This window comes from Streptomyces sp. NPDC045968 (assembly GCF_056430475.1).
Map to the genome: position 1 here is coordinate 1 of NZ_JBWKLF010000013.1, position 23774 is coordinate 23774.

The following is a 23774-nucleotide window of genomic DNA, read 5'->3' on the forward strand; positions in this document are numbered from 1 at the left end:
TCGAACTCATCTCCCCCCGCCCCATCCTCATGATCATCGGCTCCCGCGCCGACACCGCCTACTTCAGCACCGAAGCCATCACCAAGGCCCACGAATCTACGACCAGGACACCCACGTCACCCCCGCCATCACCAAACTCAACACCTTCTACACCACCCACCTCACCACCTGAGCCAATAATGCGGAGGGGCCGGGAATGGCCCGTCCGAAAAGCACTCTGTTCCCCCGTCGCTGCATGACGGGGGAACAGAGTCATTTATGGGCGGCCGAATGTCGTGGGCTCCGATCGGTGCCCCCGGCTTTCATTCCGCGGCAACCGCCTGCGGTCGGGGTGACCTTCGTCAGCCGATGGTGAGTTCCGTGGAGGCGCTGCCCTTCGCTCCACCGTTACAGGTCACGACCTGGCCGTTGAAGACACGGTCGTCCGAGCAGCCCTCGTCGTCGACGACGGTGACGGTGACGGTCCGGGCGCCGGTCTGGACGAACGTGTGAGTGGTCTCGGGGGTCGTCGTGGTGGCGGTCGTACCGTCGCCGAAGTCCCATTCGTAGCGGACGACCGAGCCGTCGGAGTCGGTGGACCCCGTCGCGGAGAAGACGCCCGTCTGAGCGTTGCTGTAGACGGTCTTGATTCTCGCCGTCGGTCCCTGGTTGGGGGTCATCACACTGGACGGGCCGTCGGCGAAGAACACGCCGGAGTCCGTCGCCGGGTGCAGTGTCCTGGCCAGGCTCCCGTCCTCACGGTCGACCGCGTAGCTGTGCACCTTCGCGGTCGGGCTGAGCCCCAGGACGTCGATCAGGAAGAGTCGCCGCGCGTCCGGGCTGAGCACGACGCGACCGGGCATGCTGTTGGCCGGACCCGCATAGGGGGAACCGGGCAGCGGAGTCAGCTCCCCGTCGTCGGCAATGGAGAACCCGGACATCGCGCCGCTGCCCGCCTCGGGGAGGTACAGGCGCTTCGAGTCGGGGGTGGCGGCCGCGCCGTGCGGCATGCTGCCGGTCGGGTACGGGGAGTTGGGCGTCGGGGTGAGCGAGCCGTCGGCCGCGATCGCGAAGCCGGAGGTGTTGGCACTCTGCTCGTTGGTCGCGTACAGGAAGCGCCCGTCGGGGGTGACGGCGGGCAGGGCGGGACCGGTTCCGGTGGCGAGGGGCTCGCCCAACTGGACGGGGGTGCCGTCGGTGCCGATCTTGAAGGCGGTCACCGTGTGCGAGACGAAACTGGTCGCGTACACGGTGCGGCCGTCCGGGGCGACCACGGGCTGGCTGAGGTAGCTCGTCCCCGGGATCGTGGCCGGGCGTCCGATCGGCGTCAGCACACCGTTCGGCGCGACCGAGATGGTGCGCACGGTGCCGCTCTCCTGGCCACCGACCGTCGCGTAGAGCCGCGTACCGTCGGGCGAGAAGGCGATGCCCACGACGGCCGCGTCGTACTGGGCGACAGCTCCGGGAATGGCGGTCAGCGCACCGTTGGAGCCGATCGTGTATCCCTTGACCCACTGCTTCGACAGGCTGGCGACGTACGCCTTCTTGCCGTCGGGCGAGACCACGACGGCGAAGCCCGAGTCCGCGGCGAACGGCGAACCCGACACCTTGGACAGCGCACCGTCACGGGCGACGCCGAAGACGCCCACCTGGCCGGAGCTGGTCCCGCCGACGAGCAGGAAGCGTCCCGGTGCGGCCTGGCCGGTGAGCGACGTGGTCGTCGCGTCCAACGCCGCCGTCCCGGCGGAAGGCGCTCCCATGGCGGTGGCCGGGGCGAGCCAACTGGTGGCCGCGAGCGCGGCCACCGCCGATGCGGCGATCACGGCGCGGGACGAGCGACGGGGGGCCTTCGCATTCATCCGGCCGACAGTGACGGATTTATTGAATGGACTCACAGCTGTTTCCACCTCAGGCGAGTGTTGCCTCCGAACCATTCCGGCGGCTGCACACATTAAGAAAGGTTCCGGAACCCTGCGGAAGGCTCGTCAGCAAGTCTGTGCAGAAGGTTGGACACCAAATCCAGCGGCAGGGGACAAACCGCGCGCCGCGTGGAAGGAGTACCACCGGAACTACCGATAGACCTGGTTGCGTAGCACCTCACGACGCTCGTCGCCCAGAGTGGTCGAGCCGAGGGCGGACTCTGCAGTCCCATGGAGAGAACCGGGCGTACCGGCGACTGAACAGACCGCGCCACTGGCGGCCCATGAATCACCCACGCCACCTGGGCCCTCCAGCAGCGGCCCGTTGCACTCCCAGCGATCGGTCGTCAGGATGCACGGGACGTACGCAAACCGTCCCGTCGCATGCGACCAGCCACCGTCCACGCCTGCTCCGTTCAGTGACGATCCGTCAGTAGAGTCAGCATTGAGTCAGCATCAGTCCCGCCAGAACACGTCTTTGAGGGTCACGGACCGCCAAGATCAACAAGCCGCGCCGTCGTATCTGACCTGCGAAAACCCTGGTCAGGTCCCCCTCCGATAGCCTTGCTGGGAGATACCGTTGAGAATGCTCATCAATGTCCCCGAGACCGTAGTCGCCGATGCGCTGCGCGGCGTGGCCGCCGCCCACCCCGATCTGACCGTCGACGTCGAGGGCCGTCTGGTGGTGCGCCGTGATGCGCCCGTGGCCGGCCAGGTGGGGCTCGTGTCCGGCGGAGGGTCCGGGCACGAGCCGTTGCATGCCGGGTTCGTCGGGCCCGGGATGCTGTCCGCCGCGTGCGCCGGCGAGGTGTTCACGTCACCCGTGCCGGATCAGATGGTGCGGGCCGCGGTAGCGGTGGACAGTGGGGCCGGGGTGCTGTTCGTCGTCAAGAACTACACCGGCGACGTGCTCAACTTCACGATGGCGGCGGAACTCGCCGAGGACGAGGGCGTGCGGGTGGCCCAGGTACTCGTCGACGACGACGTGGCAGTGGTCGACAGCTCGTTCACGGCGGGACGCCGGGGTACGGGGGCCACCCTGTTCGTCGAGAAGATCGCCGGAGCCCTCGCCGAGGAGGGTGCGCCCTTGGAACAGGTGGCAGCGATCGCGCGGCGGGTGAACGAGTCGTCCCGGAGCTTCGGGGTGGCTCTCAGCGCAGTGACGACACCGGCCAAGGGCAGCCCGACCTTCGATCTGCCGTCGGGGGAACTGGAGTTGGGGATCGGGATCCACGGGGAGCCGGGACGGGAACGGCGTCCGATGATGACCTCCGGGGAGATCGCGGACTTCGCCGTGAACGCCGTACTGGAGGACCTCCGGCCCAACGGTCCGGTGATCGCGCTGGTCAACGGGATGGGTGCGACGCCCCTGCTGGAGCTGTACGGGTTCAATGCCGAGGTGCAGCGCGTCCTCACCGAGCGGCGCGTGGTCGTCGCTCGTACCCTCGTGGGGAACTATGTGACCTCGCTCGACATGGCCGGCTGTTCGGTGACGCTCTGCCAGGTGGACGAAGAGATGCTGCGGCTCTGGGACGCGCCGGTGCAGACGCCCGCACTGCGATGGGGCCGCTGAACCGCGCTTCCGCCCATAAACCACGCTTGCCGGACAAGGAGATGATGTGCTCGACACCGAGTTCTTCCGCCGCTGGATGGCCGCCACCGCGGCTGCTGTCGACCGTGAGGCGAGCCGGCTGACCGACCTCGACTCGGCGATCGGTGACGCCGACCACGGCACTAATCTGCAACGCGGGTTCGCCGCCGTGACGGCGCTCCTGGAGAAGGACGCCCCGCAGACCCCGGGGTCCGTACTGACCCTTGCCGGACGGCAGTTGATCTCGACGGTGGGCGGAGCGTCCGGACCGCTGTACGGGACGCTGCTGCGGCGTACGGGCAAGACTCTGGGCGACGAGGCGGTCGAGGTGACGAGGGAACAGCTGGCCGAAGCGTTCGGGGCGGGCGTGATGGCGGTGGGCCAGCTGGGCGGCGCGCAGGCCGGTGACAAGACGATGCTCGACGCGCTGTTGCCCGCGGTCGGCGCGCTGAGCGTGTCGTTCGCCGCCGCGCGCGAGGCGGCGGAGGCGGGCGCGCTCGCCACCGTTCCGCTCCAGGCACGCAAGGGGCGGGCGAGCTATCTGGGTGAGCGGAGCATCGGTCATCAGGATCCGGGAGCGACGTCGTCGGCCCTGCTCGTCGCGGCTCTGGCCGAGGCGGATGCCACGCGCGGGGACGACGGGAGCAGCTCGTGAGTGCGGTGGAGAAACAGGTCGGGATCGTTCTGGTCTCGCACAGCGGGCCGGTGGCCGAGTCGGTCGCCGAGCTGGCGCGAGGTCTCGCGGCGGGCGGGGCGACCGCTCCCGTGGCCGCCGCGGGCGGCACACCCGGCGGTGGCCTCGGGACGAGCGCGGACCTGATCGCCGAGGCCGCACGGTCGGTCGACGGCGGAGCCGGAGTAGCGGTACTGGTCGACCTGGGGAGCGCGGTGCTCACGGTGAAGGCCATGCTCGCCGAGGGGGACGAACTGCCCGAAGGGGCCCGCCTGATCGACGCACCGTTCGTCGAGGGCGCGGTGGCCGCCGTGGTCACCGCATCGGCAGGCGGTGACCTGGCAGCGGTGGAGGCGGCGGCCACGGAGGCGTACGACTACCGGAAGGTGTAGGGGCCGGGCGCGGCCCCGGGAGCGATGGCAGCCCTCGGGGCGCGCTGCCCAAGGGACCGGGGCCGGCCGCCGGGGTGCTTCGCCTCTGCGGCCTTGGCGGGACGCGGTCCCTGGTGAGCTGGTCCCCCTCCCGGCCCGCTGCCCGGCGCCCTGCCGTCATGCTGCCGAGGCGGCCTCCTCGGCGGTGATGCGGACGGCCGCCCGGCTTGTCGTGCCGTTGACCGTCACCGCCAGCGTCACCGTTCCCGGGCGCAGTGCCGTGAGGGTGCCTGTAGCGGGGTCGAACACCGCTGTGTGACGGGGGCGGGCCCCGGACTCCGGGCCGATGTGGACGTTCGGGGAGGCCGTCCAGTCCGCGCTGAGCGGGAAGGCCACCGGCACTCCCCGCGTGCCCTGGGTGACCGTCGCGGTGACCTGGGCGCTCCCGCCCGGCGCGAGGGCTGACGGGGCGTCGAGTGCGAGGTCGTCGACGTGGGCGCGGGTCTGGGCCGAGATCCAGTCGGGGGCGCCCAGCCACGGCCGTCGGCGGGCCGTGTCCTGTTCCTCCGGCGTGACGTGGTCCGCGCCGATGAGGGACCAGCCGGTGAAGCCGCCCTCGTCCGCCGGGCCCGCCGGTGCCTTGCCCGCGTTGCCGTTGATCAGATACGGCACTCCGTCGACGTGCGAGGCGTGGAACACCCCGACGTGGCTGCCGATGAGGGCCGCCCCCTTGCCGGTCGTACGGCGGAAGTCCGCGAGCCACCGTTCGACGAGGGCGGCCTCCTTGCGGTCCCCCAGCTGGCTGCCCTTCTGCACGGTCGGGTCACGCGGCGGGACGTGCTCGACAAGCATGATGGAGCCGATCCCTGCGTCCTGCGCGGCGGCGTCGAGCTGTTGGCGCAGCTGCTTGATCTGGGCGAAGCCGCCTCCCCGCAGGCTCAGGCTGGAGGTGTCCAGCGTGATGATCCGGGTGCCCTTGTGATCGAAGGTCCGGTGGGCGGGGCCGAATTCGCCGACGAAGTTGTCGATCTTCCCGCCCATCACCTCGTGGTTCCCCGGTACGTAGTACCAGGGCAGTGAGTCCCCGAGCTCCTCGGTCAGTATCCGCCGGGCGAAGGCGAGGTCGGCGGGTGACCCTTCGTCGACCAGGTCCCCGTTGATGACGAGGAAGTCGGGCGCCGCCGCCTTGATCTCGCGCAGGGTGCGGCGGGCCTGGGCGACGATCGCGCTGTCGGGTTCGCGGGCGACGAACTGGGCGTCCGACATCACGGCGAACTGCCAGTCCCTGCCCTCGGTCACCGCGGCGGGATCGATCAACGGGTCCTGGACGACGGGCTGTTCCGGGAGATCGACCGTGGGCGGCACCTGGGCGGCCAGGTCGTCGATGATGACCTCACCGGTGTACTGCCGGGCCGCCGCCGTCTCGGCGAGATAGAAGCGGAACACCCTCAGGGGCATCGCGGCGCCCGCCGGGACGGCGAAGGTGACCTGCCGCCATCCCGTCCAGGTGAGGAACGGTCCGCGCAGCAACTGGTCCGATCCCGCGGCGTCCTTGAGGTGCAGCGTCGGCCAGGCGCCGTGGCCGTCGCCCTTGATCCACAGCGTGTACGACTGCGGCTGCCCGGGCACGTCGACCGGCTGGGGCGGGGCGGCGTAGGCGGCGCGGGTGGCCGTCGACCGGGTGAAGTCGTAGGTGAGCTTGAGGCCGGTGCCGGTGCGGCCCTCGGGCGTCGCGGCGAGGGAACCGCTCGCACGGGCCTGACTGAACTTCCACGACGCGGCGTCGTCGAAGGAGGACACGGCCTGTTCGGTGAGGCCGACACTCACGGCGAGGGCGGTGGTGGTGCCCGCCACGGTCGCCCGGATCTGTCCGGCGCCGCTCCCGGTGCGGGAGGTGACGGTGAAGCCGCCCTGGCCGTTGTCGCGGACGTCGAACAGGGCGTGGTCGTAGTCGAGGGTGACGTCACGCGGTTCGACGGGGGCGCTCGTGCCGTGGGCGTCGAGACCGACGATGCCGAAGGTGCCGGCGGCGTCCGCGTCGGCGAGGCCGACGCGCCGGGTGGTCGGCTGGATCCGGGCCAGCCGGTCGAGGACGGTCAGCCGGATGCTGCCGCGGGCGGTCCCACGCCGGGCGACGACTTCGGTGGTTCCGCCGCGGCGGGCGGTGAAGAGACCGGCGCCGTCGGTCCTGCCGACCGCGGACGCGGCGGCGTTCCATTGCGGGGTGCCCGCGGCGGGGCCGTACGTCTCGTCGTATCCGTCCGCGGTGAGCTGCCGCGTCAGCCCGGGGAAGACCCGCTCGGGGTGGCCGCCTCTCACGGGGTCGTCACCGGGCGCGGCGCCTGCCGGGGTGCGGGTCTCCACCCAGAAGCCGGTGAGCCGTCCGCTGCCCTCGGGCGCGGTGAGGGCGAGGCCGTTGGGAACGGTGCGTTCGCTGCCGTCGGACGGGCTGTTCTCCACCCGCAGCGCGCCACTTCCCGGTTCGCGTGCCAGGAGCGTCGAGGAGCCGCCGCCGTCGAGGTTGAGTGCGCTGTACGAGCCCGCGTCCCGCATCATCGTCGCGAGTTCGGTGAGGGTGACGCCTCCGCTGTCGGCCTGCCTGCCATCGATGGTGATCACCTGCATCGTGCGGCCGTCCTTGGAGAAACCCACGGCGGTCCGGGGTGCGGCGGTGTTGTTGCCGCCGCCCTCGTGGTTCTGTGCGACGCCGTCCACGACGAGGAGTTCGCGGCCTCCGACGGCGGTCCGCGGTACGGCTCCGCCGTCGGTGCGGGCCCGGTATTCCAGGGACACCGGGTCGCCGGGTTCCAGCGCGGCCAGGAGGGAGGCGCCTGCCTCGCGTCCGACGAGGACCGTGGTGTCCTCGGGAACGGGGCCGCTGCCCGGGGCGGACGACACGGAGACGACTTCGCCGTCCCGGACCACCGCCTCCGCGACGGGCGTCGCGGCATCGACGGTCAGCGCACGGTCGGCGCTTCCCCACGCCGCGGTGTAGGCGCCCACTCCCCCGGCCGGCACGTTCGCCGCGTTGTACGCGGTCAGCGGGTGCCGGCCGGACGGGAGGGTGAGGGCGCCCTCGAAGTACAGCTCCAGGACACGGCCCGCGTTCTCGGGCCCCACGCCGACGGCCCGGTGGATGCCGGGGGCCGGGGAGTGGACCACCACACCGTCCTTGACGCCCGGTCCCTCCGGGGCGCCGGTCTGGTTGATGTCGAAGAAGTCCGCGTTGATCGCGGCCACGGTCCGGCGGCCACGTCCGGGGTCGTACGCGGCGGCGAGCTCGGAGACCGTACGGCGCTCCGAGACCTTGCCCGTGGAGAGGTAGTCGGCGCGCACCCCGCTGCCGTCGAGGTCGACGGAGAGGCTGTCGACCCGCAGCCACTTGTCGGACTCCAGACGGTCGTACGAGGTGAGGCGTACGCCGGGGGCGACCGGGCGTGAGCTGCGCGCCGTCTCGATGCCGTCGCCGTCCACGACGGACGTCGCGCCGGCCCCGTTGCTCGCGGACGGCGGAGCGACGGGCCGCAGGACCTCGGCGGCGCCGAAGGGGCGGGGGTCGGGATTCTGGTCGGCGGCCGCGGGGGTGATCGCCCCTGCCACCGTCGCGGACACCGTCACGAGCAGCACGAGCGACCGCACGACGATGCCGGATCTGCTGAGTCCCACAAGTCCTCCTGGGATGGCGCGCGTTGCGCGGGCGGTAAGCGCTCTCGGCGGACAGCATGGCCGTACGCGGGGCGACGCACCAGAGGGCGGCGGGGACACCGGAGGAAACAGTTCGGGGCGGATGGGTGTCCTTCGTGATCATCCGAAGTGGCGTGGCTGGCGTCGACCGGTTCCGGCTTGCAGACTTGACGGCATGTCGACAGGCAAGCGTAGTGCGGGTCTTCTCCTCTTCCGGGTCGTGGACGCGCAGGACGGGCCGGATACGGAGGTCCTGCTCGGCCATATGGGTGGCCCGTTCTGGTCCGGCCGGGAGGCGGCGGCCTGGTCGGTGCCCAAAGGGGAGTACGCCGCCGGGGAGGAACCGGAGGCCGCCGCCCGCCGGGAGTTCGTGGAGGAGCTGGGGCTGCCCGTTCCTGACGGGGTGTGGGTAGCCCTCGGTGAGGTGCGGCAGGCCGGCGGCAAGACGGTGACGGTATGGGCGGTGGAGGGCGAGGTGGACCCCGCCCTGGCCACGCCGGGGACGTTCACCATGGAGTGGCCGCGCGGGTCGGGCGTACAGCGGGAGTTCCCCGAGATGGACCGCTTCGCCTGGTGCACACCGGCCGAGGCCGCGGAGCGCCTCGTGGTGGGCCAACGCGTCTTCCTCGACCGGCTGCGCCGTCATGTGCGGGGCGAGGACACTCCTTCGGCGTAGCCGTCCAGGGGTGAGGCGACCGGCCGTCCCGCCCGCAGTTCGAGCCGGTCGCCGGTGAACCGGTCGCGGAAGCTGCGGTCGTGCGAGACCACGACGACGGCTCCCCGGTACGCGGCGAGCGCGGTCTCCAGCTCCTCGACGAGCGTCAGCGCGATGTGGTTCGTCGGCTCGTCCAGGACCAGCAGGTCGGCGGGCCTGGTAACGAGCCGGGCGAGAGCGAGCCTGCGCTGCTGCCCGACGGAGAGATCCGCCACCGGGACGAACAGGTCCTCGGGGCGGAACAGCCCGAGGGCGAGCAGGTCCTCCTCGTACTCCTCGGGCAGTCCCGGACGGCCCGCGGCGAACGTGGAGAGGAGGGACCGGCGGGTAAGCCTGGCGGGGAGCTCCTGCGGCAGGTAGCCGATCCTGGCCCTGCGCCGTACCGTGCCCGTGTCCGGCGCCAGATCCCCGGCGAGTACCCGCAGGAGTGTGGTCTTGCCGGCGCCGTTGGGGCCGGTGACCAGGAGCCGCTGTGACGCCGCGATCCGCAGAGAGGGGATGTGGAGGCGGTCGCCGACCGTGACGTATTCGAGCTCCGCGACCGGTTCCGGAGCACCTCGGGAGCCGACGGGCCGGTCCGTGTGCGGATGAGTGTCCGGCTCCGTGTCCGTGGCGAGGGCCGGTTCACCCGTGAAGACCAGTGGCCTCGGCGGGGCGGGCACAGGGGCGGCGAGCAGTGCGCCGAGCCTGGTCCTGGCCGCCCTGACCTGTCCGGACAGTTTGGCCTCGTGGGACCTGCGGTGCTTGCCCCAGCCCTCCCCCGGGTCGTGCCCGGTTCCGGCGAGCCGCCGCCCCGCCGCACCGACCAGCTCTTGTGCACGGGCGACCTCGGCCAGCCACTCCTGGTGTTCCTGCACGCGGCGGCGACGGTCGGCGGCCTTCGCCGTGCGGTAGGCGGCCCAGCCGTCCCCGTACCGGGAGACTCCGCGCAGGTCCCTGTCGACCTCCAGGATCACGGTGGTGATCCGCTCCAGGAACGTCCGGTCGTGGGTGATGACGACAAGGGTCCCCCGGTGGGCTCCGAGGTGGTCCTCCAGCCAGGCGACGGCCTTGCCGTCGAGGTGGTTGGTGGGCTCGTCGAGCAGCAGCAGCTCTGGGGCGGCGGCCAGGACGCATGCCAGCGCCAGCCGGGACTGCTCACCGCCCGAGAGGGTTCCGAGCGTGCGGTCGCGGCCGAGGCGGGCGAGGCCGAGACCGTGCAGGGCCGCGTCGACCCGGGCGTCCGCCCGGTATCCGTCGCGCTGCTCGTACGCCGTCAGCAGGTCGCCGTACGCTTCGAGCTCCGCCGGCGAGGGCTCGTGGGCGGCCAGTGCGGCTTCGGCCGCGCTGATCCGGCGTTCCAGTTCGCGCAGTTCGGCGAGCGCCACGTCCACGGCGTCCCGCACGGTGTCACGGGGTCCGAGGCCGAGCGTCTGGGGCAGTGTCTGGGCGAGGTAGCCGACGGAACCGGGGAACCGGACGGCGAGTTCCCCGCTGTCCGGGGTCTCCGTCCCGGCGATCAGCCTGAGCAGGGTGGACTTCCCGGAGCCGTTCTCACCGATCACACCGGCCTTCTCGCCGGGGCGGACGGTGAGCGACACGTGGTCGAGGACGGATCGCTCCCCGTACCGCTTGGAGACGTCCTTCAAGGTCAGCTGGGCCCGGTCGCGCGTGGGGTGCTCGACGGCGGCGGGGCGCGCGGGCGCGGCGGGGTGCTTGGGTGACATGGGTTCTTTCCCTGGGATGACAAGGCCCGGGCGGCACGCGGAGCGCGCCGCGGGCGGGGATGCCGGACGGCGGGAAGGACGGGGCACGCCTCATGAACCAGCGGCTCGATGGGCGACGCTCGGCGTCGCGCGGCGGTGTCCTGGCCGGGAATCAGAGAAAGAAGTAGTGCGAACCCATGAGACCCATCGTATCCGCCTGCCTCACTGCTGGGCGAACCTGACCAGTTCGAGCGCCTGTTGTGGGAACCACGCGCCCGCGGCCGGGTCGATCGTGCCGCGTTCCGGGTCCTCGGGGCCGTCCGTGCCGCGCAGGCACAGTCCGTCCGACTCCCCCGGTGTCTTGATCCACAGGGTGGCGTCGTGGAGCGGGTCGGCCGTACGGGTGGTGGGGCGGGCGCCCAGGCCGCGGTCCGGCGGGTTGCACCAGTCCTGCGGGTCGGTGTACTTCCCGGCGGGCGGGGTCCAGGGGCCGGTGCCGTTGCGGCTGGAGTCCGTGACGTAGTGCTTCATCCGGGCGGGATCGGTACGGACGTTGGCGTCCAGCCAGGTCTGCGCGTCGGCGCGCGGCCACCACTGGTTGGGGCAGGCCGCGGCGGCGCCCCCGCTCTCCACATAGGCGAGGCAGGACGAGATGAGCTTGCCGTACCAGGTGTTGGCGTCGTCGGTCTGGTAGTTGGAGGCGTTGGTGTAGAAGCCGGTGGCCCTTCCGACGCCGCCCGCCACGAGGCGCGGCACGATGCTGTTGACCGAGTGCCAGGCGGCGTGGCCGGTGTCGAGGTAGACCTTGGTGCGGGCGAGGCTCCCGAACGCGTCGACCGCGTAGTTGATCTCGGTGTATCGGGCGGCGGTCTTCGTTCCCTCGGCGTCGTCCTGACCGCAGTCGGCGGGGAGCAGGGCGAGCGAGTCGGGTTCCAGGACGATCATCGCGTCGTGGCGTCCGATGCCGCGGGCGACGGCGTCCGTCCAGGCCCGGTACTCGGCGGTCGTGGAGGCGCCGCCGCCCGAGTAGTTGGCGCAGTCGCGGCCGGGGACGTTGTAGAGGGCGAAGACCGGCACGGAGCGCTGCCGGTCCGCGTCCCGCACCACGCGGTGTGCCTCGCGTTCGACTTCGGCGGGACTCTGGTCGCCGTACCAGACGGCGTGCGGGGTGCGGACCATAGACAGGATGCCCGCCGCGTCGCGCAGATGACCGTCGCGTGCGAGAGCGAGTGCCTGCTGGTACGCGGCGGGGTTGGCGGCCGGGGTGTAGAGGCGGGTACCGGTGTCCTCGGTACCCGGGGCGGCGGAGCCCGGGGAGGGATCGGCGCCGGCGGCCGGCACGGCCAGCAGCAGGGCGGCGGCCAGGGCGAGCGGCATGGCTCTGAGCAGAGTTGCTGTGCTGCGCATGGGTCATCCCTCTGTCACGGCGGGTGCGGGGCGAACGTGCGGGAGCGCTCCCACGAGGGTCGCGGAGGGGCATGCCTGCGTCAAGACTGCGGCCGCATCGCGTGACGCGGTGACCGCGCGCACCCCGGGAACCACGCTGCGGGCCGTCACCCGGAGGCGACGGCCCGCACAGCACGGGACTCCCAGAAGATCAGCCGTTGGGAAGGATGACGGCGCGGCCGTTGATCCTGCCCGCGTGCAGCCGCTCGTAGGCCAGCGGGGCCTCGTCGATCGAGTACGTCTCGACGTGGACGTCGACGGCCCCGGCGTGGGCGAGGTCGAGGACTTCGGCCAGCTCCCTGCGCGAGCCCCAGTACGGCGCGGTGACCGTCGTACCGTACGGCAGCACGCCGAAGCCGACCGGCAGCAGGCCGCCGCCGATTCCTACGATGGTGACGTCACCGTCGACCTGGGCGACCGCGCCCGCCGTCTTCACGGTGGGCGGTGCGCCGACGAAGTCGAGTACGACCTGCGCACCGGCTCCGCCGGTCAGTTCGAGCACCTTGGCAGCGGCGTGCTCGTCGGACAGGACGGCCTCGTGGGCGCCGACCGTCCTGGCCAGGGCGAGCTTCTCGTCGCTGACATCGAGGGCGATGACGCGCACGGCGGTCATGGCGCGGAGCAGCTGGATCGCGACGTGACCGAGGCCGCCGGTGCCGATGACGACGGCCGTGGCACCGGGCACCAGCTTGGGCAGGGAGCGCTTGATCGCGTGGTACGGGGTCAGACCGGCGTCGGTGAGCGGGACCGTCTTCACCGGGTCGAGGTCACCGATCGGCACCAGGTGGCGCGGGTTGTCGACGATCATGTATTCGGCCATGGCGCCGGGGGCTCCGAGGCCGGGCGGGACGATGCCGAGTTCCTTGGCGCGCAGGCAGTAGTTCTCCTTGCCCTGGGCGCAGTTCACGCATGTACCGCAGCCCCAGGGGCCGTAGACGGCGACCGGGTCGCCGACCGAGAATCCGCCGGCTCCGTCGCCGAGGGCGGCGATGGTGCCGACTCCCTCGTGGCCCAGAGTGAGGGGCAGCGGGAAGGGGAGCTCGTCGGCGGTCCAGCTCATCACGGCGATGTCGGAGTGACAGACACCGGCCGCGGTGACCTTCAGCAGGACCTGCCCGGGGCCCGGCTCCGGGTCGGGCACGGTGACGACCTCGGGAGCCGCGCCGACGGTGCGGTACTGAACGGCTTTCATGGGGTTCTCCTCAATCTTTCCTTGATCTCATTACTCGCCCCCCGGCTCCCGTTCGCCACTCGGGGCGGTCATGCGGCGGAGTAGCCGCCGTCCACGAGGTGGTAGCTGCCGTGGATGAAGGACGCGCGGTCGGACAGGAGGAAGGCGGCGAGTTCGGCGACCTCTTCGGCCGTGCCGAGCCGTCCGGCCGGATGCAGCGAGATGAGGTGGTCGCGGGCCGGGGCTTCGGTGTCGCGGAGCAGCGGGGTGTCGATGAAGCCGGGACCCACCGCGTTGATCCGGACGTTCTCGGCGGCGTATTCGAGGGCCGCCGACTTGGTGAGGCCGACGACTCCGTGCTTGGCGGCCACATAGGCCGGTGATCCCGCGAATCCGTTCGTGCCGAGGATCGAAGACATGTTCACGATGGCGCCACCGCCCGCGGCGACGATGGCGGGGAGTTCGTGGCGCAGCGAGTAGAAGACACCGTTGAGATTCGTCGCGATGACCCGGTTCCAGTCCTCGACCGCGTACTCACCGGTGGGGGCGGACGGGCCACCGATGCCCGCGTTGTTCACGGCGAGGTGCAGGGCGCCGAACGTCTCGACGGCGAAGCCCACCCCGGCTTCGACCGAGGCGGGGTCGGTGACGTCCATGGCCACGGCGGCGGCCTCGGCTCCGGTGCTCCTCAGTTCCTCGGCGGCCCGGCGGGCGCTGTCCTCGTCGTAGTCGGCGATGACGACGGCCGCGCCGCTCGACGCGAGCCGCCTGGCCAGCGCGAGGCCGATACCGGAGGCGCCACCGGTGATGAGGGCCGTCCGGCCGGCGAATTCCGCTTCGGGAGCGGTGGGAATGCTGGGGGTGCTGGTGCTCATGGTGTTTCGTTTCCTTCCGTGGTGCTGTGCGGCTCCTGCCCGGCCGGCTGCCTCGTGAGCAGTTCACCGGCGAGGGCGTCGAAGGCCTGGTCGACCAGCTCGGGCAGGGCGGCCGGGCAGCCGCCCCGTACCCAGGCGGACTGGGCCGCGAGGAGCGCCCCCGCTCCTGCGGCGACCGTGACGGCGGGGCGGATGTCCTGCCGGGGGTCGACGCCCATCCGGTCCGCGACGATGGCGACCGATTCCTCCTGGGCGTCCACCCGGATGTGGTGGAAGGCGGCGTACAGGGTCGGCTCCTCCTCGGCCACGACCAGCAGGTCGAAGATCCGGGGGCGGCGGTGCCAGGGCTCCGCCGTGGTGTCGCCGAGCCAGTCGAGGACCGCGCCCCGGTAGGCGGCGAGGGGGGGCTCCTCGGCGGGGCGGGCGCGCAGGGCGTCGTTGATCCGGTCCCCGTCGCCCCTGAGCGAGTCGAGCACGGCGGCTTCCTTGCTCGCGAAGTGCCGGCTGAAGGTGCGCCGGTCGACGTCCGCGCGTTCCGCGATCTCCTCGACCGTGACGTTCTTCAGACCCCGGTCGAGTACGAGCTCGAACGCGGCCTCGGCCAGTGCGTCGCGGGTGCGGCGGGCCTTGCGGCCTCGCCTCTCCGGGGCCTTCCGTTCCGGGTTCATACATGCACCGTACACCTAAAAATGTCCCGACGCGACATACGTCTCGTCGGGACATTCCGTGGGTGCTTCGCGGGCATTCCGTGGATACGTCGCGGGTATGAAAGGAACCGTGCCGGGCTAGGTCTCGCTGAGTTCCGTGGCCTGCCGGCCCCTGCCGGGCAGTCCGGGCCGCTGCACGTGGTGCGTGGGCGCCCCGCGGAGGGCGAGCACCGCCACGTCGTCGCGGCGGACCCCGCAGGTGAACGCTTCGAGGTCGGTCCGGAGCGCTTCCAGTACCTCGCGGGGACCCCAGCGCACCCACCGGGCCAGCCGTTCGTCCAGCGGATAGAAGGCACCCGATGCGTCGCGTGCCTCGGTGACGCCGTCCGTGCACACCAGGAGGGTGGCCCCGGACGGGAAGTCGAACCCCTCGGCGGTCCGCACCTCGGGACTGAGGTCCGCCATGCCGAGCGGTACGGAGGTCCGCCGCAGCCGGACGGTGCGGGCCTCGCCGTCGTGCAGCAGCCGGGGCGCGATATGGCCGCAGTTGACGGCCTCCGCCCGGTCGGCGGCGTCGAAGCCGAGCACCAGGGCGGTCACGAACCGCTCGGTCTCACCGGTCTGCGCGGCGGAGGCGTTGTGCCGGACGACCGCGTCCTCCAGCGCCTCGGCGACCCCGGTGAGGGTGGGTTCGCGGACGACCGCTTCGCGGAAGGCGCCGAGCACGGCGATTCCCACGCCCATGGCGGCGAGGCCCTTGCCCTGGACATCGCCGATGATCACGCGGGTTCCGTGCGGGGACTCGACGACCTCGTAGATGTCTCCGCCGACGAGTCGGTCCTCTTCGATCGGCTCGTAGAGCCCGTGGGCGAAGACCTGGTCCGTCAGCACGGGCAGGGGGCGCAGGATCTGCCGCTGGAGCGCGCCGGCGGCGGTCCGCAGCCTGGCGATCTCGACGGCGTGCCGGATGCGCGCGACGCAGGACGCCACCCCGAGTCCACAGGCCAGCACCGTGAAGCCGATGCTGAGTACGAGATCCCAGAAGGGGCCGCCCATGACGAGCCGGGAGACAACGACGACAGCGGTGATCCAGACCGCGACCGACACCGTCTGGCGGACCGAGCAGAAGACCGAGGCGAGCGCGGGCACGACCACCAGGAGCGGAACGACCTGGAGGTCCGCACCGGTCAGATAGTCGAGGCCCACGACGAGGACCGCGAACGCGGCGACGACGCCGGTCAGGGCCGGGGTGCCGATGCGGGACGCGCCTGCCGCCGCTTCCCCCGCGTTGAGGGCCGGCAGCCGGGGTGTCCCACGACGCCTGAATCCCATGGTCACCACACCACACCCTCCCGTCGTCGGCCGCCTCGTCCTGCTCTTCCTGTCCAGTGGACCCTGGATCGGGGGCCCTCGGCATGGGGCTTACGGCCCTCGGGCCGGGGCAAAGGTCCCGGGACGGCGCACGCACAGGACCTTCGGCCCGGTCGTTCCGGGCCGAAGGTCCTGTGCGTGCCGGCACTCTCCCGCGGTTCAGTGCCGGGCGGCCGTGCGGGTCCCGTGCTCGCGCCCGGCGGTGGACGGGGTGTGCGGGACGAGCGCCGAGAGGAACTCCGTGCGGCGGCGGAGTCCGAAGCCGAGCGACTCGTAGAGCCGGACGGCGTTGGTGTTGGATGCCGCCGCGTGCAGGAACGGGGTCTCGCCGCGTTCCCTGATCACGTGGGCGACCGCCAGCACGAGGCGGCCCGCGAGCCCCTGCCCCCGTACGGACTCGTCGGTGCAGACACCGCTGATCTCGGTCCAGCCCGGCGGCTTCAGCCGCTCCCCCGCCATCGCCACCAACGCCCCCGAACGACGGATTCCGAGGTAGGTGCCGAGTTCCACGGTGCGCTTGGTGAACGGGCCGGGGCGGGTGCGTTCGACCAGTTCGAGCATCTCCGGTACGTCGGCGGGTCCCAGCAGCACGGCCTCCGGATCGGGGGCCGCCGCCACGCTCTCGTCGACGAGCTGGACGCCCTCCGCGTGGAAGACGATCCGCCAGTCGTCCGGCGGCGGCTCGCGGAACGCGGTCAGCGTGACGGAGGCACCGGGCCCGGCGAGCGCGGCGACATCGGCCCAGTCCCGGTCGTCCGGGTCGTCGGGCAGGGCCAGCCACGGGGTGACGTCCGGCGGGTAGCGCAGGATGCGGCCACGGCCCTGCGCGAAGTGGGCGTGGGGCCCGGTCAGCGACGAGAGGACCGGGTTGTCCAGTGGGTGCCCGTCCGCTTCCCCGGGGCGGGAACCCGCCGCGAGGGCATCGGCGGAACTCATGGAGTCACCTCGATCACGATCTTGCCGCGCGCGTGTCCGCTCTCCACGGTACGCAGGGCCTGGGCCGCTTCGGCCAGCGGGAAGGTTTGCGTCACATGGGCGCGCAGGACTCCGTCGACGGTGAGACGCGCCACCTCGTCGAGCACGGCCGCGTTCCTGGCCCGCCGGACTGCCGCTCCTCCGAGCTCCACCACCAGTTGTTTGCCGCCCGCGCTGATCAGCTTCGCGCGGTCCCGGACCAGACCGGCCGCGATCGTCAGATCGTCGCCGCCTACCAGGTCGAAGACCGCGTCGACACCGTCGGGGGCAACGGCCCGGATACGGTCCGCGACACCGGGGCCGTACGGCACGTGGACAGCGCCGAGCGAGTCGATGAGGTCCTTTTTCGCGGCGCTCGCGGTGCCGATGACCCGGACGCCGAGGTGGCGTGCGAGCTGCACCGCCGCGACCCCCACTCCGCCGCCGGCGCCGGTGATCAGCAGCGTCGAACCGGGGGCCGGGTCCAGCTGGTGCACCCCGTCGTACGCGGTGGCCGCGGCCACCGAAAGGGCCGCCGCGTCCGTGAACGACAACGCGTCCGGCTTGTGGGCGGTGACGGCGACGGGCATCAGGGTGTACTCGGCGTATCCGCCGGTCAGCGGGCAGCCGAAGACCGCCTGCCCGGGTTCGAAACCTTCCACGCCCGGCCCGGTCGCCACCACGGTCCCGGACGCTTCGCTGCCGAGGACGGCGGGCAGGGCCGCGGGCGCGCTGCCCGGCCGCGTGTACCCGTTGCGCAGCTTCCAGTCGACGGGGTTGACCCCGGCCGCCCTCACCGCGACGAGCAGTTCGCCGGGCCCTGGTTCCGGTACGGGCAGGTCCGCGAAGGCTTCAGCCTCGGGTCCGCCGTGCCGGGTGAATACGTACGCCTTGGGCATGTTTCCCTCGCTCCGGTTCTTCGCGTCGGCTGCCCGGTGGGCGGCCGGCGGTCCGGCAGCCCCAGGGCAACATCAGCGGTAAGTCCGTTCGCCGTGCACGTATTCCCGTACGGGCCTCGCGCGTCCGGCCGCGGGCGGACATCGAAATCAACTCAAAGAGCGGGGATTACCGGCCGGTCGGGCTCCAACTCCCTTCCGTATGTGGCACTCTGGAGCCGATCGCCCCACCGGGCTCCCCCGTACCGGTGGGGCGGTTCTGTGATCTCCCGGGCCGTGCACGGCTCCCTCCGCGGACTTCACCGCCGGGTTCGGCGATTACTGGCCAAAGAACGCCTGTCCCCCGGATCGGCTCCCTCCGTTACGCATGACCGCCGTGGCCCGGGGCAGGCGAACAGACCTCAGGGCCAACAACCAGGGGAGCGTGACAAGATGACGGCGAACACGGCGCGGACCACCGAGGCACGGGTGACGGGGCCCACGGACGAGCTGCCGTGGATCGAGGATGCCGGGAAGGTCGCCCCGAAGGACGCACGCCAGCTGTCCAAGCTCTTCTTCGACCGGCTCCAGGTGCTCGAAGAGGGCACCCCCGAGCACCAGTACGCGCGCAACACCCTCATCGAGATGAATCTGTCCCTGGTCCGTTTCGCCGCGGGCCGGTTCCGTAACCGCGGCAGCGGCGACATGGAGGACATCATCCAGGTCGGGACGATGGGTCTGATCAAGGCCATCGACCGCTTCGACCTGTCCCGCGAGGTGGAGTTCACCTCCTTCGCCGTTCCGTACATCGTCGGCGAGATCAAGCGCTTCTTCCGTGACACGAGTTGGGCCGTTCATGTGCCGCGGCGGCTCCAGGAGTTGCGCGTCGATCTCGCCAAGTCGAAGGAGGCCCTGGCGGGCGACCTCGACCGCGAACCCACGATCCACGAGCTCGCCGAGCACCTGGGAATCGAGGAGAGCGAGGTCGCCGAAGGCATCGTCGCCGCAAACGGCTATACCGCCGGGTCCCTGGACATGCCGACCGACGCGTCGGAGTCGTGGAAGCTCAGCTCGGGCGGGCGGACCTTCGCCGATGTGCTCGGGGAGCCGGACCCGGCGATGGAGAGCGTCGAGAACCTCCATGCCCTCGCGCCGCTGCTCTGCGAACTCGACGAGCGCGAGCGCCGCATCATCGACATGCGGTTCGGCCAGGAGATGACACAGGCACAGATAGGCGAAGAGCTCGGCATCTCGCAGATGCACGTCTCCCGGCTGCTCAGCCGCATTCTGCGCACGCTGCGCAGCGGGATGCTCACCGAGGACTGAGCGCGTCCGGGACGTCCTCAGCGAAGTCCGTCCACTGTCCGGCTACTTACTCGGCGCGTCCCGCGTAGTAGGTGGCGATCATGTCCTCGGCGCCGTGCCCGGCCGCCTCCGCGCGGGCGAACCGCGCGGTGGAGGCCGCGACCAGGTCCAGTGTCACCCCGGCGCTCTCGGCCGCTTCGAGGATGAGGCGGGAGTCCTTCAGCGCCGTGGACAGGGCGAAGCTCGGCGTGAGGTCTCCGGAGAGCACCGCGCCGGCCTTGCCGTGCAAGTAGGGGGTGTCCAGCGGGCCGCCCTTCATGGCGTCGAGGAACATCTGCGGGGAGACCCCGAGCCCGTCCGCGAGGTTGAGGCATTCGGCCACGCTGTTGACCAGGTTGATGACCCAGGTGTTGGCGACCAGTTTCAGCCGTGATGCCGCTCCGGGGTCCTCGCCGACCCAGAGTGTCCGCTGCCCGATCGCGTCCAGGACGGGCAGTGCGGTCGCGCGGGCGGAGGAGGGCCCCGAGACGAACACCGTGAGGGTGCCCCGCTCGGCGGGCTCCTTGGTGCCGGATACCGGGGTGTCGAGATAGACGAGCCCCAGTCCGGCGGCCCGGTGCGCCAGGTCCGTGGTGACGTCGGCGCCGACCGTGGAGCTCTGCAGCCAGATCTGGCCGGGGCGCAGACCGGGGGTGGCCGCGGTGAGTGTCTCGGCGACGGACCGGCCGTCGTTCAGCGCGGTGAGGATGACATCGGCGCCGCGCACGGCTTCCTCGGCCGTGTCCGTGAGGGTGGCTCCGGCGGCGGCGAGTGGCCTGGCCCTGTCCTGGGTCCGGTTCCAGGCCCGGACCTGGAGGCCCGCCCGGAGAAGGCTGCGCGCCATGCCCGAGCCCATGATCCCGGTGCCGAGGACCGCGACGGTGGGCCGGCCGGGGACGGCGCCGGGCGAGGGTGCGGGAGCGGCTGTCATACGGGGTTCCTTCCGTCGGCCGCGTCCGGGGGAAGAGGGAGCGGCGGTGGGACTCAAGACTGCCGCAGCGCGCTCTCCAGTACGGCGCTGTGCACGGCCCTGGCGAGTCGCGCCCCCCAGAGCGAGCGCGGCCCCGCGAAGGGTTCTCCGGGGCGGCCGGCGGCGGGCTGCGGCGCCGCGACGCATACGGCGTCGGTGGGGGTTCCGGAGCAGTCGAGGCCGGCGTCCAGGAGTGCCTGGACCTTGGCCTCGGTGGCGGTCGCGACTGCGTTGACCAGGGCCGCGTCGGAGAGGGCGACGGGCAGGGTCACGACGATGTTGACCGTGCCGGGCCGCGGCGGGCCCGCGACGCCCTCGGCGGGGACGGCGGCCCATCCCCGTACACCGAGCCCCGCGGTGACGGTCGCGGTCACGTCCTCGTCGGCCGCCATGGTGCGGGCGGTGACGTCGGCGGCCGTCATCAGGCCTGCGCCGGGGCCGGTGAGTGCCTCGGCGGCGGCGATCTCGGCGAGATGACGGTCCGGGTCCATGCGGGGGTAGCCGCCCGGCACCTGGGCGTTGAGGATCCACTCCCGGGGTCCGATGCCGCCGCCGAGCACGGCGCTGCTGCACACCCGCCACCCGGGGCCGAGCCGCCAGACCAGGTGGTGGAGGCGGTGGCCGTCCTCTTGGCGGGCCAGCAGCTCGCCGCGCTGTTCCGGCAGGAGGCCGCGTACGGAATGGATGGTGCACCCCCGGTGGTACGGCAGGACGAGGTCGTCGACGGCCTGTCGATCATAGGGGCGCCCCCGGGGACCCCGTCACTCGATTGGCCTAACCTGGAAAGGGCCCCCGCAACGGCCGGGCGCAGGGCTGAGGCCCACGTGCCGGGCCCCTGGCGCCCCGCCCCCACCGGCCGGGAAGTTGCAGCGTCCATCCGGGTGAGGCGCGATGGAAGTCGGACGCGCCTTCCCTGCTGGACCCACCCACAGGACGCGCCCGGGCGAGGAGGAATCGGCCATGGGAGCCGCAGACGGTTTCACGGATTCCGCAGAGCTTGACGGTCTGAACGTCTACGACAGCGAGGGCGAGAAGGTCGGAAGCGTGGGGCGGGTGTACGTCGACGACGTCACGGGCAAGCCCGACTGGATCACGGTCAAGACCGGCATGTTCGGTATGAAGGAGAGCTTCGTACCGCTCGCCGGAGCCCGCCGTGTCGCCTCCGACCTGCACATCTCTCATCCGAAGGACAAGGTCAAGGACGCCCCGCGGGTGGACGCGGACGCCCATCTGTCCGTATCGGAGGAAGAGGAGCTCTACCGGCACTACGGCCTCACGAAGAGGTCGACCAGCAAGGCCGCCGGCTCGGGCATGGGTACCGGCACGGGTCCGGGCGCACCGACCGCGGCAGGCACCGGCACGATGGGCGCCGCTGGCGCCGCAGGCGCGGCGGGGACCACCCGTTCGGGCACCGGCAAGGCGACGACCGCCGGCACGACGGGCATGGCGGGAACCGGTACCGGCGCCGCCAGGCACCGCGACACGGCCGCGACGACGGGGCGTCCGCTCGTGGGCGCCGGGTCCGAACGGTCCGCGGCCGACCTCGGCCACAAGGACGAGATGATCCGCTCCGAGGAGCAGCTGCACGTCGGAACGGAGGAGTACGAGAGCGGAAAGGCCCGTCTGCACAAGTACGTGGTGACCGAGGAGGTCACCCGCACCGTGCCCGTCTCGCACGAAGAGGTCCGGGTCGTCCGCGAGCCTCTCCTGCCGGACGAGAAGTCCACCGGGCAGTCCAACATCGGCGAACAGGACGTCGAAGTCACCCTTCACGCGGAACGGGCCACCGTCCGCAAGGAGGCCGTCCCGGTCGAGCGCGTCCGCCTCGAAACCAACAAGGTCACCGAGCAGAAGGAAGTCTCCGCCGAGGTCCGCAAGGAGAAGATCGACTACGCGGACGGAAAGGACATGGGCAGCGGCAAGGACACGGGCGGCGAGTTCGGCCGGGGACGCCGCCGCTGACCCCCTGTACGCGACGGACCGACGTACACCGCAGGACAGGGGGCGGACCCGTGCCGTACGGGCCCGCCCCTTCGTCGCGTCCCGGCCGCCCTCCGGACGGTCAGACCCGGCCGAGCGCCGCCCGCAGTTCCGCCGCGTCCGGCGGATTCGCACCGGCCCGTGCCACGGTCACGGCGGCCGAGGCCGCCGCATGGCGCAGTACCTCGGTGACCGTGTCCGCGTCCATGGCACGCAGCCGCTCGCGGCCGTCGGCGCCGAGCAGCCCGAGCGCGGCGAGTGCGTGCAGCGTGCCCGACATGAAGGCGTCGCCCGCTCCGACCGTGTCGACGACCCGGACGGGCGGCGCGTCGACAACGGCCCGCCCGCCGGGGAGGACGGCCAGCGCGCCTTCGGCCCCGCGGGTGACGAGGACGAGGGCGGGCCCGGTGGCCTGCCAGCGTTCGGCGATCTTCTCCTGGTCCTCCCCCGGGTACAGCCACTCCAGGTCCTCGTCACTGGCCTTGACGACATCGCTGAGCGCGACACACCGTTCGACGTGGCGTACGGCCATGTCGTGATCGCCCATCAGTTCCGGGCGCACGTTCGGGTCGTAGCTGACGCTCGCCGTCGGCCGCGACGACTCGACGGCGGCCAGCACGGTGGCCGCGCCCGGCTCCATCACGGCGGCGATCGACCCGGTGTGGACGTGCTGGTACGGGAGGCCGGAGCCGTCCGGTGCCAGGGTCCAGGTGATCTCGAAGGTGTACGTCGCCCGTCCGCTGCCGTCCAGGGTCACGGCGGCGGACGGTGTGGGCGCGGTGGCGCCGTCGGTACGCACCCGTACCCCGGCGGCTGCCAGGTGGTCCCTGATCAGCCGGCCGTGGTCGTCGGGCCCCAGCTGGGTGAGCAGGGTGGCGTTCCGGCCGAGCCGGGCGAGTCCGTAGGCGACGTTGGCCGGGCTGCCCCCGGGATGGACCTGGTCGGCCGCACCGGGGAGCCTGACGATGTCGGCGACGCATTCGCCGATGACCAGCACGTCGAGTCTGTCGAGCATGGGGGTGGTTCTCCCTGGAGTGCGGTGACGTAGGTGTCCTGGTAGGCGGTGCCGCCTACCAGGACACCTTGCCCGCCCCCGCCGCGCGGGAAGCCGGTGTCCGTCGTGCCGATGACCGGCCGGCCGTGGCCGCCGAACCGCACCAGCGTGGTCGGTTCCAGGTCGCCGTACTCGGTGGCGGGCCGCTCAGGAGGCGGCCTCGTCCCCGTCCTCCCCGTACCGCCGCTCGAATTTGGCGACCTGCCCCTCGGTGTCGACCACCCGGGCCTTGCCCGTGAAGAACGGGTGGCTCTCGGCCGAGATCTCCACGTCGATCACGGGGTAGGTACTGCCGTCGTCCCAGTCGATCGTCTGCTCGCTCGACGCGGTGGACCTGGTCAGGAAGGCGTAACCGGCGGAACGGTCACGGAAGACCACGGGGCGGTACGAGGGGTGCTTGTCCTGCTGCATGCCTGCTCCTGGGGACGTACGGTATCGGCTCCGGCCAGCCTCGCGAACGGGAGCCGACC

Annotated in this window: 20 protein-coding genes; 6 read left to right on the top strand and 14 right to left on the bottom strand. The window is 71.8% G+C overall.

Annotated features, from left to right (window positions below):
* Nucleotides 1-341: 341 nt before the first annotated feature.
* Nucleotides 342-1838: a beta-propeller fold lactonase family protein gene (locus AC07FA_RS30670; RefSeq protein ID WP_479079580.1), complete on the bottom strand. Its 1497-nt coding sequence runs from the start codon at nt 1836-1838 to the stop codon at nt 342-344.
* Nucleotides 1839-2478: 640 nt separating this feature from the next.
* On the opposite strand from AC07FA_RS30670, the gene dhaK reads away from it, so the two are divergent.
* The 3 genes from dhaK to AC07FA_RS30685 are packed head-to-tail and all read left to right on the top strand — an operon-like array spanning nt 2479 to nt 4554.
* A complete protein-coding gene (gene dhaK, locus AC07FA_RS30675; protein WP_479079581.1) occupies nt 2479-3471 on the top strand; it encodes a dihydroxyacetone kinase subunit DhaK in 993 nt (330 codons plus the stop codon).
* 46 nt (nt 3472-3517) lie between these two features.
* Nucleotides 3518-4144 carry a dihydroxyacetone kinase subunit DhaL gene (dhaL, locus tag AC07FA_RS30680; RefSeq protein WP_479079582.1) on the top strand — a complete coding sequence of 209 codons (627 nt, stop codon included), beginning with the start codon at nt 3518-3520 and terminating at the stop codon, nt 4142-4144.
* A gap of 5 nt (nt 4145-4149) precedes the next feature.
* Nucleotides 4150-4554, top strand: coding sequence for a PTS-dependent dihydroxyacetone kinase phosphotransferase subunit DhaM (locus AC07FA_RS30685; protein ID WP_479079669.1), 405 nt, complete (start codon nt 4150-4152; stop codon nt 4552-4554).
* Between the two features lie 156 nt (nt 4555-4710).
* On the opposite strand, the gene AC07FA_RS30690 is transcribed toward AC07FA_RS30685, so the two are convergent.
* The gene (locus tag AC07FA_RS30690; RefSeq protein WP_479079583.1) at nt 4711-8199 is read right to left on the bottom strand and encodes a phosphodiester glycosidase family protein; all 3489 of its coding nucleotides are present in this window, start codon (nt 8197-8199) and stop codon (nt 4711-4713) included.
* Nucleotides 8200-8392: 193 nt separating this feature from the next.
* Between AC07FA_RS30690 and AC07FA_RS30695 the strand changes: the two genes are divergently transcribed.
* Nucleotides 8393-8893 carry an NUDIX hydrolase gene (locus AC07FA_RS30695; RefSeq protein ID WP_479079584.1) on the top strand — a complete coding sequence of 167 codons (501 nt, stop codon included), beginning with the start codon at nt 8393-8395 and terminating at the stop codon, nt 8891-8893.
* On the opposite strand, the gene abc-f is transcribed toward AC07FA_RS30695, so the two are convergent.
* From abc-f to AC07FA_RS30735, 8 genes are all read right to left on the bottom strand, one after another.
* Nucleotides 8860-10638 (bottom strand): ribosomal protection-like ABC-F family protein, encoded by a 1779-nt coding sequence (gene abc-f / locus AC07FA_RS30700; RefSeq protein WP_479079585.1) that lies wholly within the window; start codon nt 10636-10638, stop codon nt 8860-8862. The two genes, AC07FA_RS30695 and abc-f, sit on opposite strands and share 34 nt — an antisense overlap.
* A gap of 201 nt (nt 10639-10839) precedes the next feature.
* The gene (locus AC07FA_RS30705; protein ID WP_479079586.1) at nt 10840-12024 is read right to left on the bottom strand and encodes a glycoside hydrolase family 6 protein; all 1185 of its coding nucleotides are present in this window, start codon (nt 12022-12024) and stop codon (nt 10840-10842) included.
* Nucleotides 12025-12214: 190 nt separating this feature from the next.
* Nucleotides 12215-13255, bottom strand: a complete 1041-nt coding sequence (locus tag AC07FA_RS30710) for an NAD(P)-dependent alcohol dehydrogenase (protein ID WP_479079587.1) — start codon at nt 13253-13255, stop codon at nt 12215-12217.
* Between the two features lie 68 nt (nt 13256-13323).
* Complete coding sequence (locus AC07FA_RS30715; RefSeq protein WP_479079588.1) at nt 13324-14109, bottom strand: SDR family NAD(P)-dependent oxidoreductase; 786 nt, start codon at nt 14107-14109, stop codon at nt 13324-13326.
* Nucleotides 14106-14777 carry a TetR/AcrR family transcriptional regulator gene (locus AC07FA_RS30720; RefSeq protein WP_479079589.1) on the bottom strand — a complete coding sequence of 224 codons (672 nt, stop codon included), beginning with the start codon at nt 14775-14777 and terminating at the stop codon, nt 14106-14108. Before AC07FA_RS30720 ends, AC07FA_RS30715 begins: the two co-directional genes overlap by 4 nt.
* Before the next feature lie 117 nt (nt 14778-14894).
* On the bottom strand, nt 14895-16088 hold the full coding sequence (locus tag AC07FA_RS30725) for a PP2C family protein-serine/threonine phosphatase (protein WP_479079590.1): 1194 nt from the start codon (nt 16086-16088) through the stop codon (nt 14895-14897).
* 198 nt (nt 16089-16286) lie between these two features.
* Nucleotides 16287-17063 (bottom strand): GNAT family N-acetyltransferase, encoded by a 777-nt coding sequence (locus AC07FA_RS30730; protein WP_479079591.1) that lies wholly within the window; start codon nt 17061-17063, stop codon nt 16287-16289.
* Nucleotides 17060-17980: an NADP-dependent oxidoreductase gene (locus AC07FA_RS30735; RefSeq protein ID WP_479079592.1), complete on the bottom strand. Its 921-nt coding sequence runs from the start codon at nt 17978-17980 to the stop codon at nt 17060-17062. Before AC07FA_RS30735 ends, AC07FA_RS30730 begins: the two co-directional genes overlap by 4 nt.
* A 429-nt stretch (nt 17981-18409) precedes the next feature.
* Here AC07FA_RS30735 and AC07FA_RS30740 point away from each other — a divergent pair, with 429 nt between their 5' ends.
* Complete coding sequence (locus tag AC07FA_RS30740) at nt 18410-19282, top strand: RNA polymerase sigma factor SigF (RefSeq protein WP_479079593.1); 873 nt, start codon at nt 18410-18412, stop codon at nt 19280-19282.
* 46 nt (nt 19283-19328) lie between these two features.
* Here the strand turns inward: AC07FA_RS30740 and AC07FA_RS30745 are convergent, their stop codons facing one another.
* Nucleotides 19329-20231, bottom strand: a complete 903-nt coding sequence (locus AC07FA_RS30745) for an NAD(P)-dependent oxidoreductase (RefSeq protein ID WP_479079594.1) — start codon at nt 20229-20231, stop codon at nt 19329-19331.
* Between the two features lie 53 nt (nt 20232-20284).
* Nucleotides 20285-20911, bottom strand: a complete 627-nt coding sequence (locus AC07FA_RS30750) for an adenosylcobinamide amidohydrolase (RefSeq protein WP_479079670.1) — start codon at nt 20909-20911, stop codon at nt 20285-20287.
* Between the two features lie 319 nt (nt 20912-21230).
* Here AC07FA_RS30750 and AC07FA_RS30755 point away from each other — a divergent pair, with 319 nt between their 5' ends.
* Nucleotides 21231-22232 carry a PRC and DUF2382 domain-containing protein gene (locus AC07FA_RS30755; protein ID WP_479079595.1) on the top strand — a complete coding sequence of 334 codons (1002 nt, stop codon included), beginning with the start codon at nt 21231-21233 and terminating at the stop codon, nt 22230-22232.
* 100 nt (nt 22233-22332) lie between these two features.
* Here the strand turns inward: AC07FA_RS30755 and AC07FA_RS30760 are convergent, their stop codons facing one another.
* Complete coding sequence (locus AC07FA_RS30760; protein WP_479079596.1) at nt 22333-23265, bottom strand: carbohydrate kinase family protein; 933 nt, start codon at nt 23263-23265, stop codon at nt 22333-22335.
* Nucleotides 23266-23451: 186 nt separating this feature from the next.
* Entirely contained in the window at nt 23452-23715 is a 264-nt protein-coding gene (locus AC07FA_RS30765) for a type B 50S ribosomal protein L31 (protein ID WP_479079597.1), read from the bottom strand.
* Nucleotides 23716-23774: the final 59 nt, after the last annotated feature.

Bases quoted from the DNA above. Each gene is read 5' to 3' on its own strand.
- AC07FA_RS30695 (WP_479079584.1), top strand. From the start codon at position 8,393: ATGTCGACAGGCAAGCGTAGTGCGGGTCTTCTCCTCTTCCGGGTCGTG.
- AC07FA_RS30705 (WP_479079586.1), bottom strand. From the start codon at position 12,024: ATGCGCAGCACAGCAACTCTGCTCAGAGCCATGCCGCTCGCCCTGGCC.
- AC07FA_RS30715 (WP_479079588.1), bottom strand. From the start codon at position 14,109: ATGAGCACCAGCACCCCCAGCATTCCCACCGCTCCCGAAGCGGAATTC.
- AC07FA_RS30730 (WP_479079591.1), bottom strand. From the start codon at position 17,063: ATGAGTTCCGCCGATGCCCTCGCGGCGGGTTCCCGCCCCGGGGAAGCG.
- AC07FA_RS30735 (WP_479079592.1), bottom strand. From the start codon at position 17,980: ATGCCCAAGGCGTACGTATTCACCCGGCACGGCGGACCCGAGGCTGAA.
- AC07FA_RS30745 (WP_479079594.1), bottom strand. From the start codon at position 20,231: ATGACAGCCGCTCCCGCACCCTCGCCCGGCGCCGTCCCCGGCCGGCCC.
- AC07FA_RS30755 (WP_479079595.1), top strand. From the start codon at position 21,231: ATGGGAGCCGCAGACGGTTTCACGGATTCCGCAGAGCTTGACGGTCTG.
- AC07FA_RS30740 (WP_479079593.1), top strand. From the start codon at position 18,410: ATGACGGCGAACACGGCGCGGACCACCGAGGCACGGGTGACGGGGCCC.
- AC07FA_RS30765 (WP_479079597.1), bottom strand. From the start codon at position 23,715: ATGCAGCAGGACAAGCACCCCTCGTACCGCCCCGTGGTCTTCCGTGAC.
- AC07FA_RS30710 (WP_479079587.1), bottom strand. From the start codon at position 13,255: ATGAAAGCCGTTCAGTACCGCACCGTCGGCGCGGCTCCCGAGGTCGTC.
- abc-f (WP_479079585.1), bottom strand. From the start codon at position 10,638: ATGTCACCCAAGCACCCCGCCGCGCCCGCGCGCCCCGCCGCCGTCGAG.
- AC07FA_RS30720 (WP_479079589.1), bottom strand. From the start codon at position 14,777: ATGAACCCGGAACGGAAGGCCCCGGAGAGGCGAGGCCGCAAGGCCCGC.
- AC07FA_RS30670 (WP_479079580.1), bottom strand. From the start codon at position 1,838: ATGAATGCGAAGGCCCCCCGTCGCTCGTCCCGCGCCGTGATCGCCGCA.
- AC07FA_RS30760 (WP_479079596.1), bottom strand. From the start codon at position 23,265: ATGCTCGACAGACTCGACGTGCTGGTCATCGGCGAATGCGTCGCCGAC.
- AC07FA_RS30725 (WP_479079590.1), bottom strand. From the start codon at position 16,088: ATGGGATTCAGGCGTCGTGGGACACCCCGGCTGCCGGCCCTCAACGCG.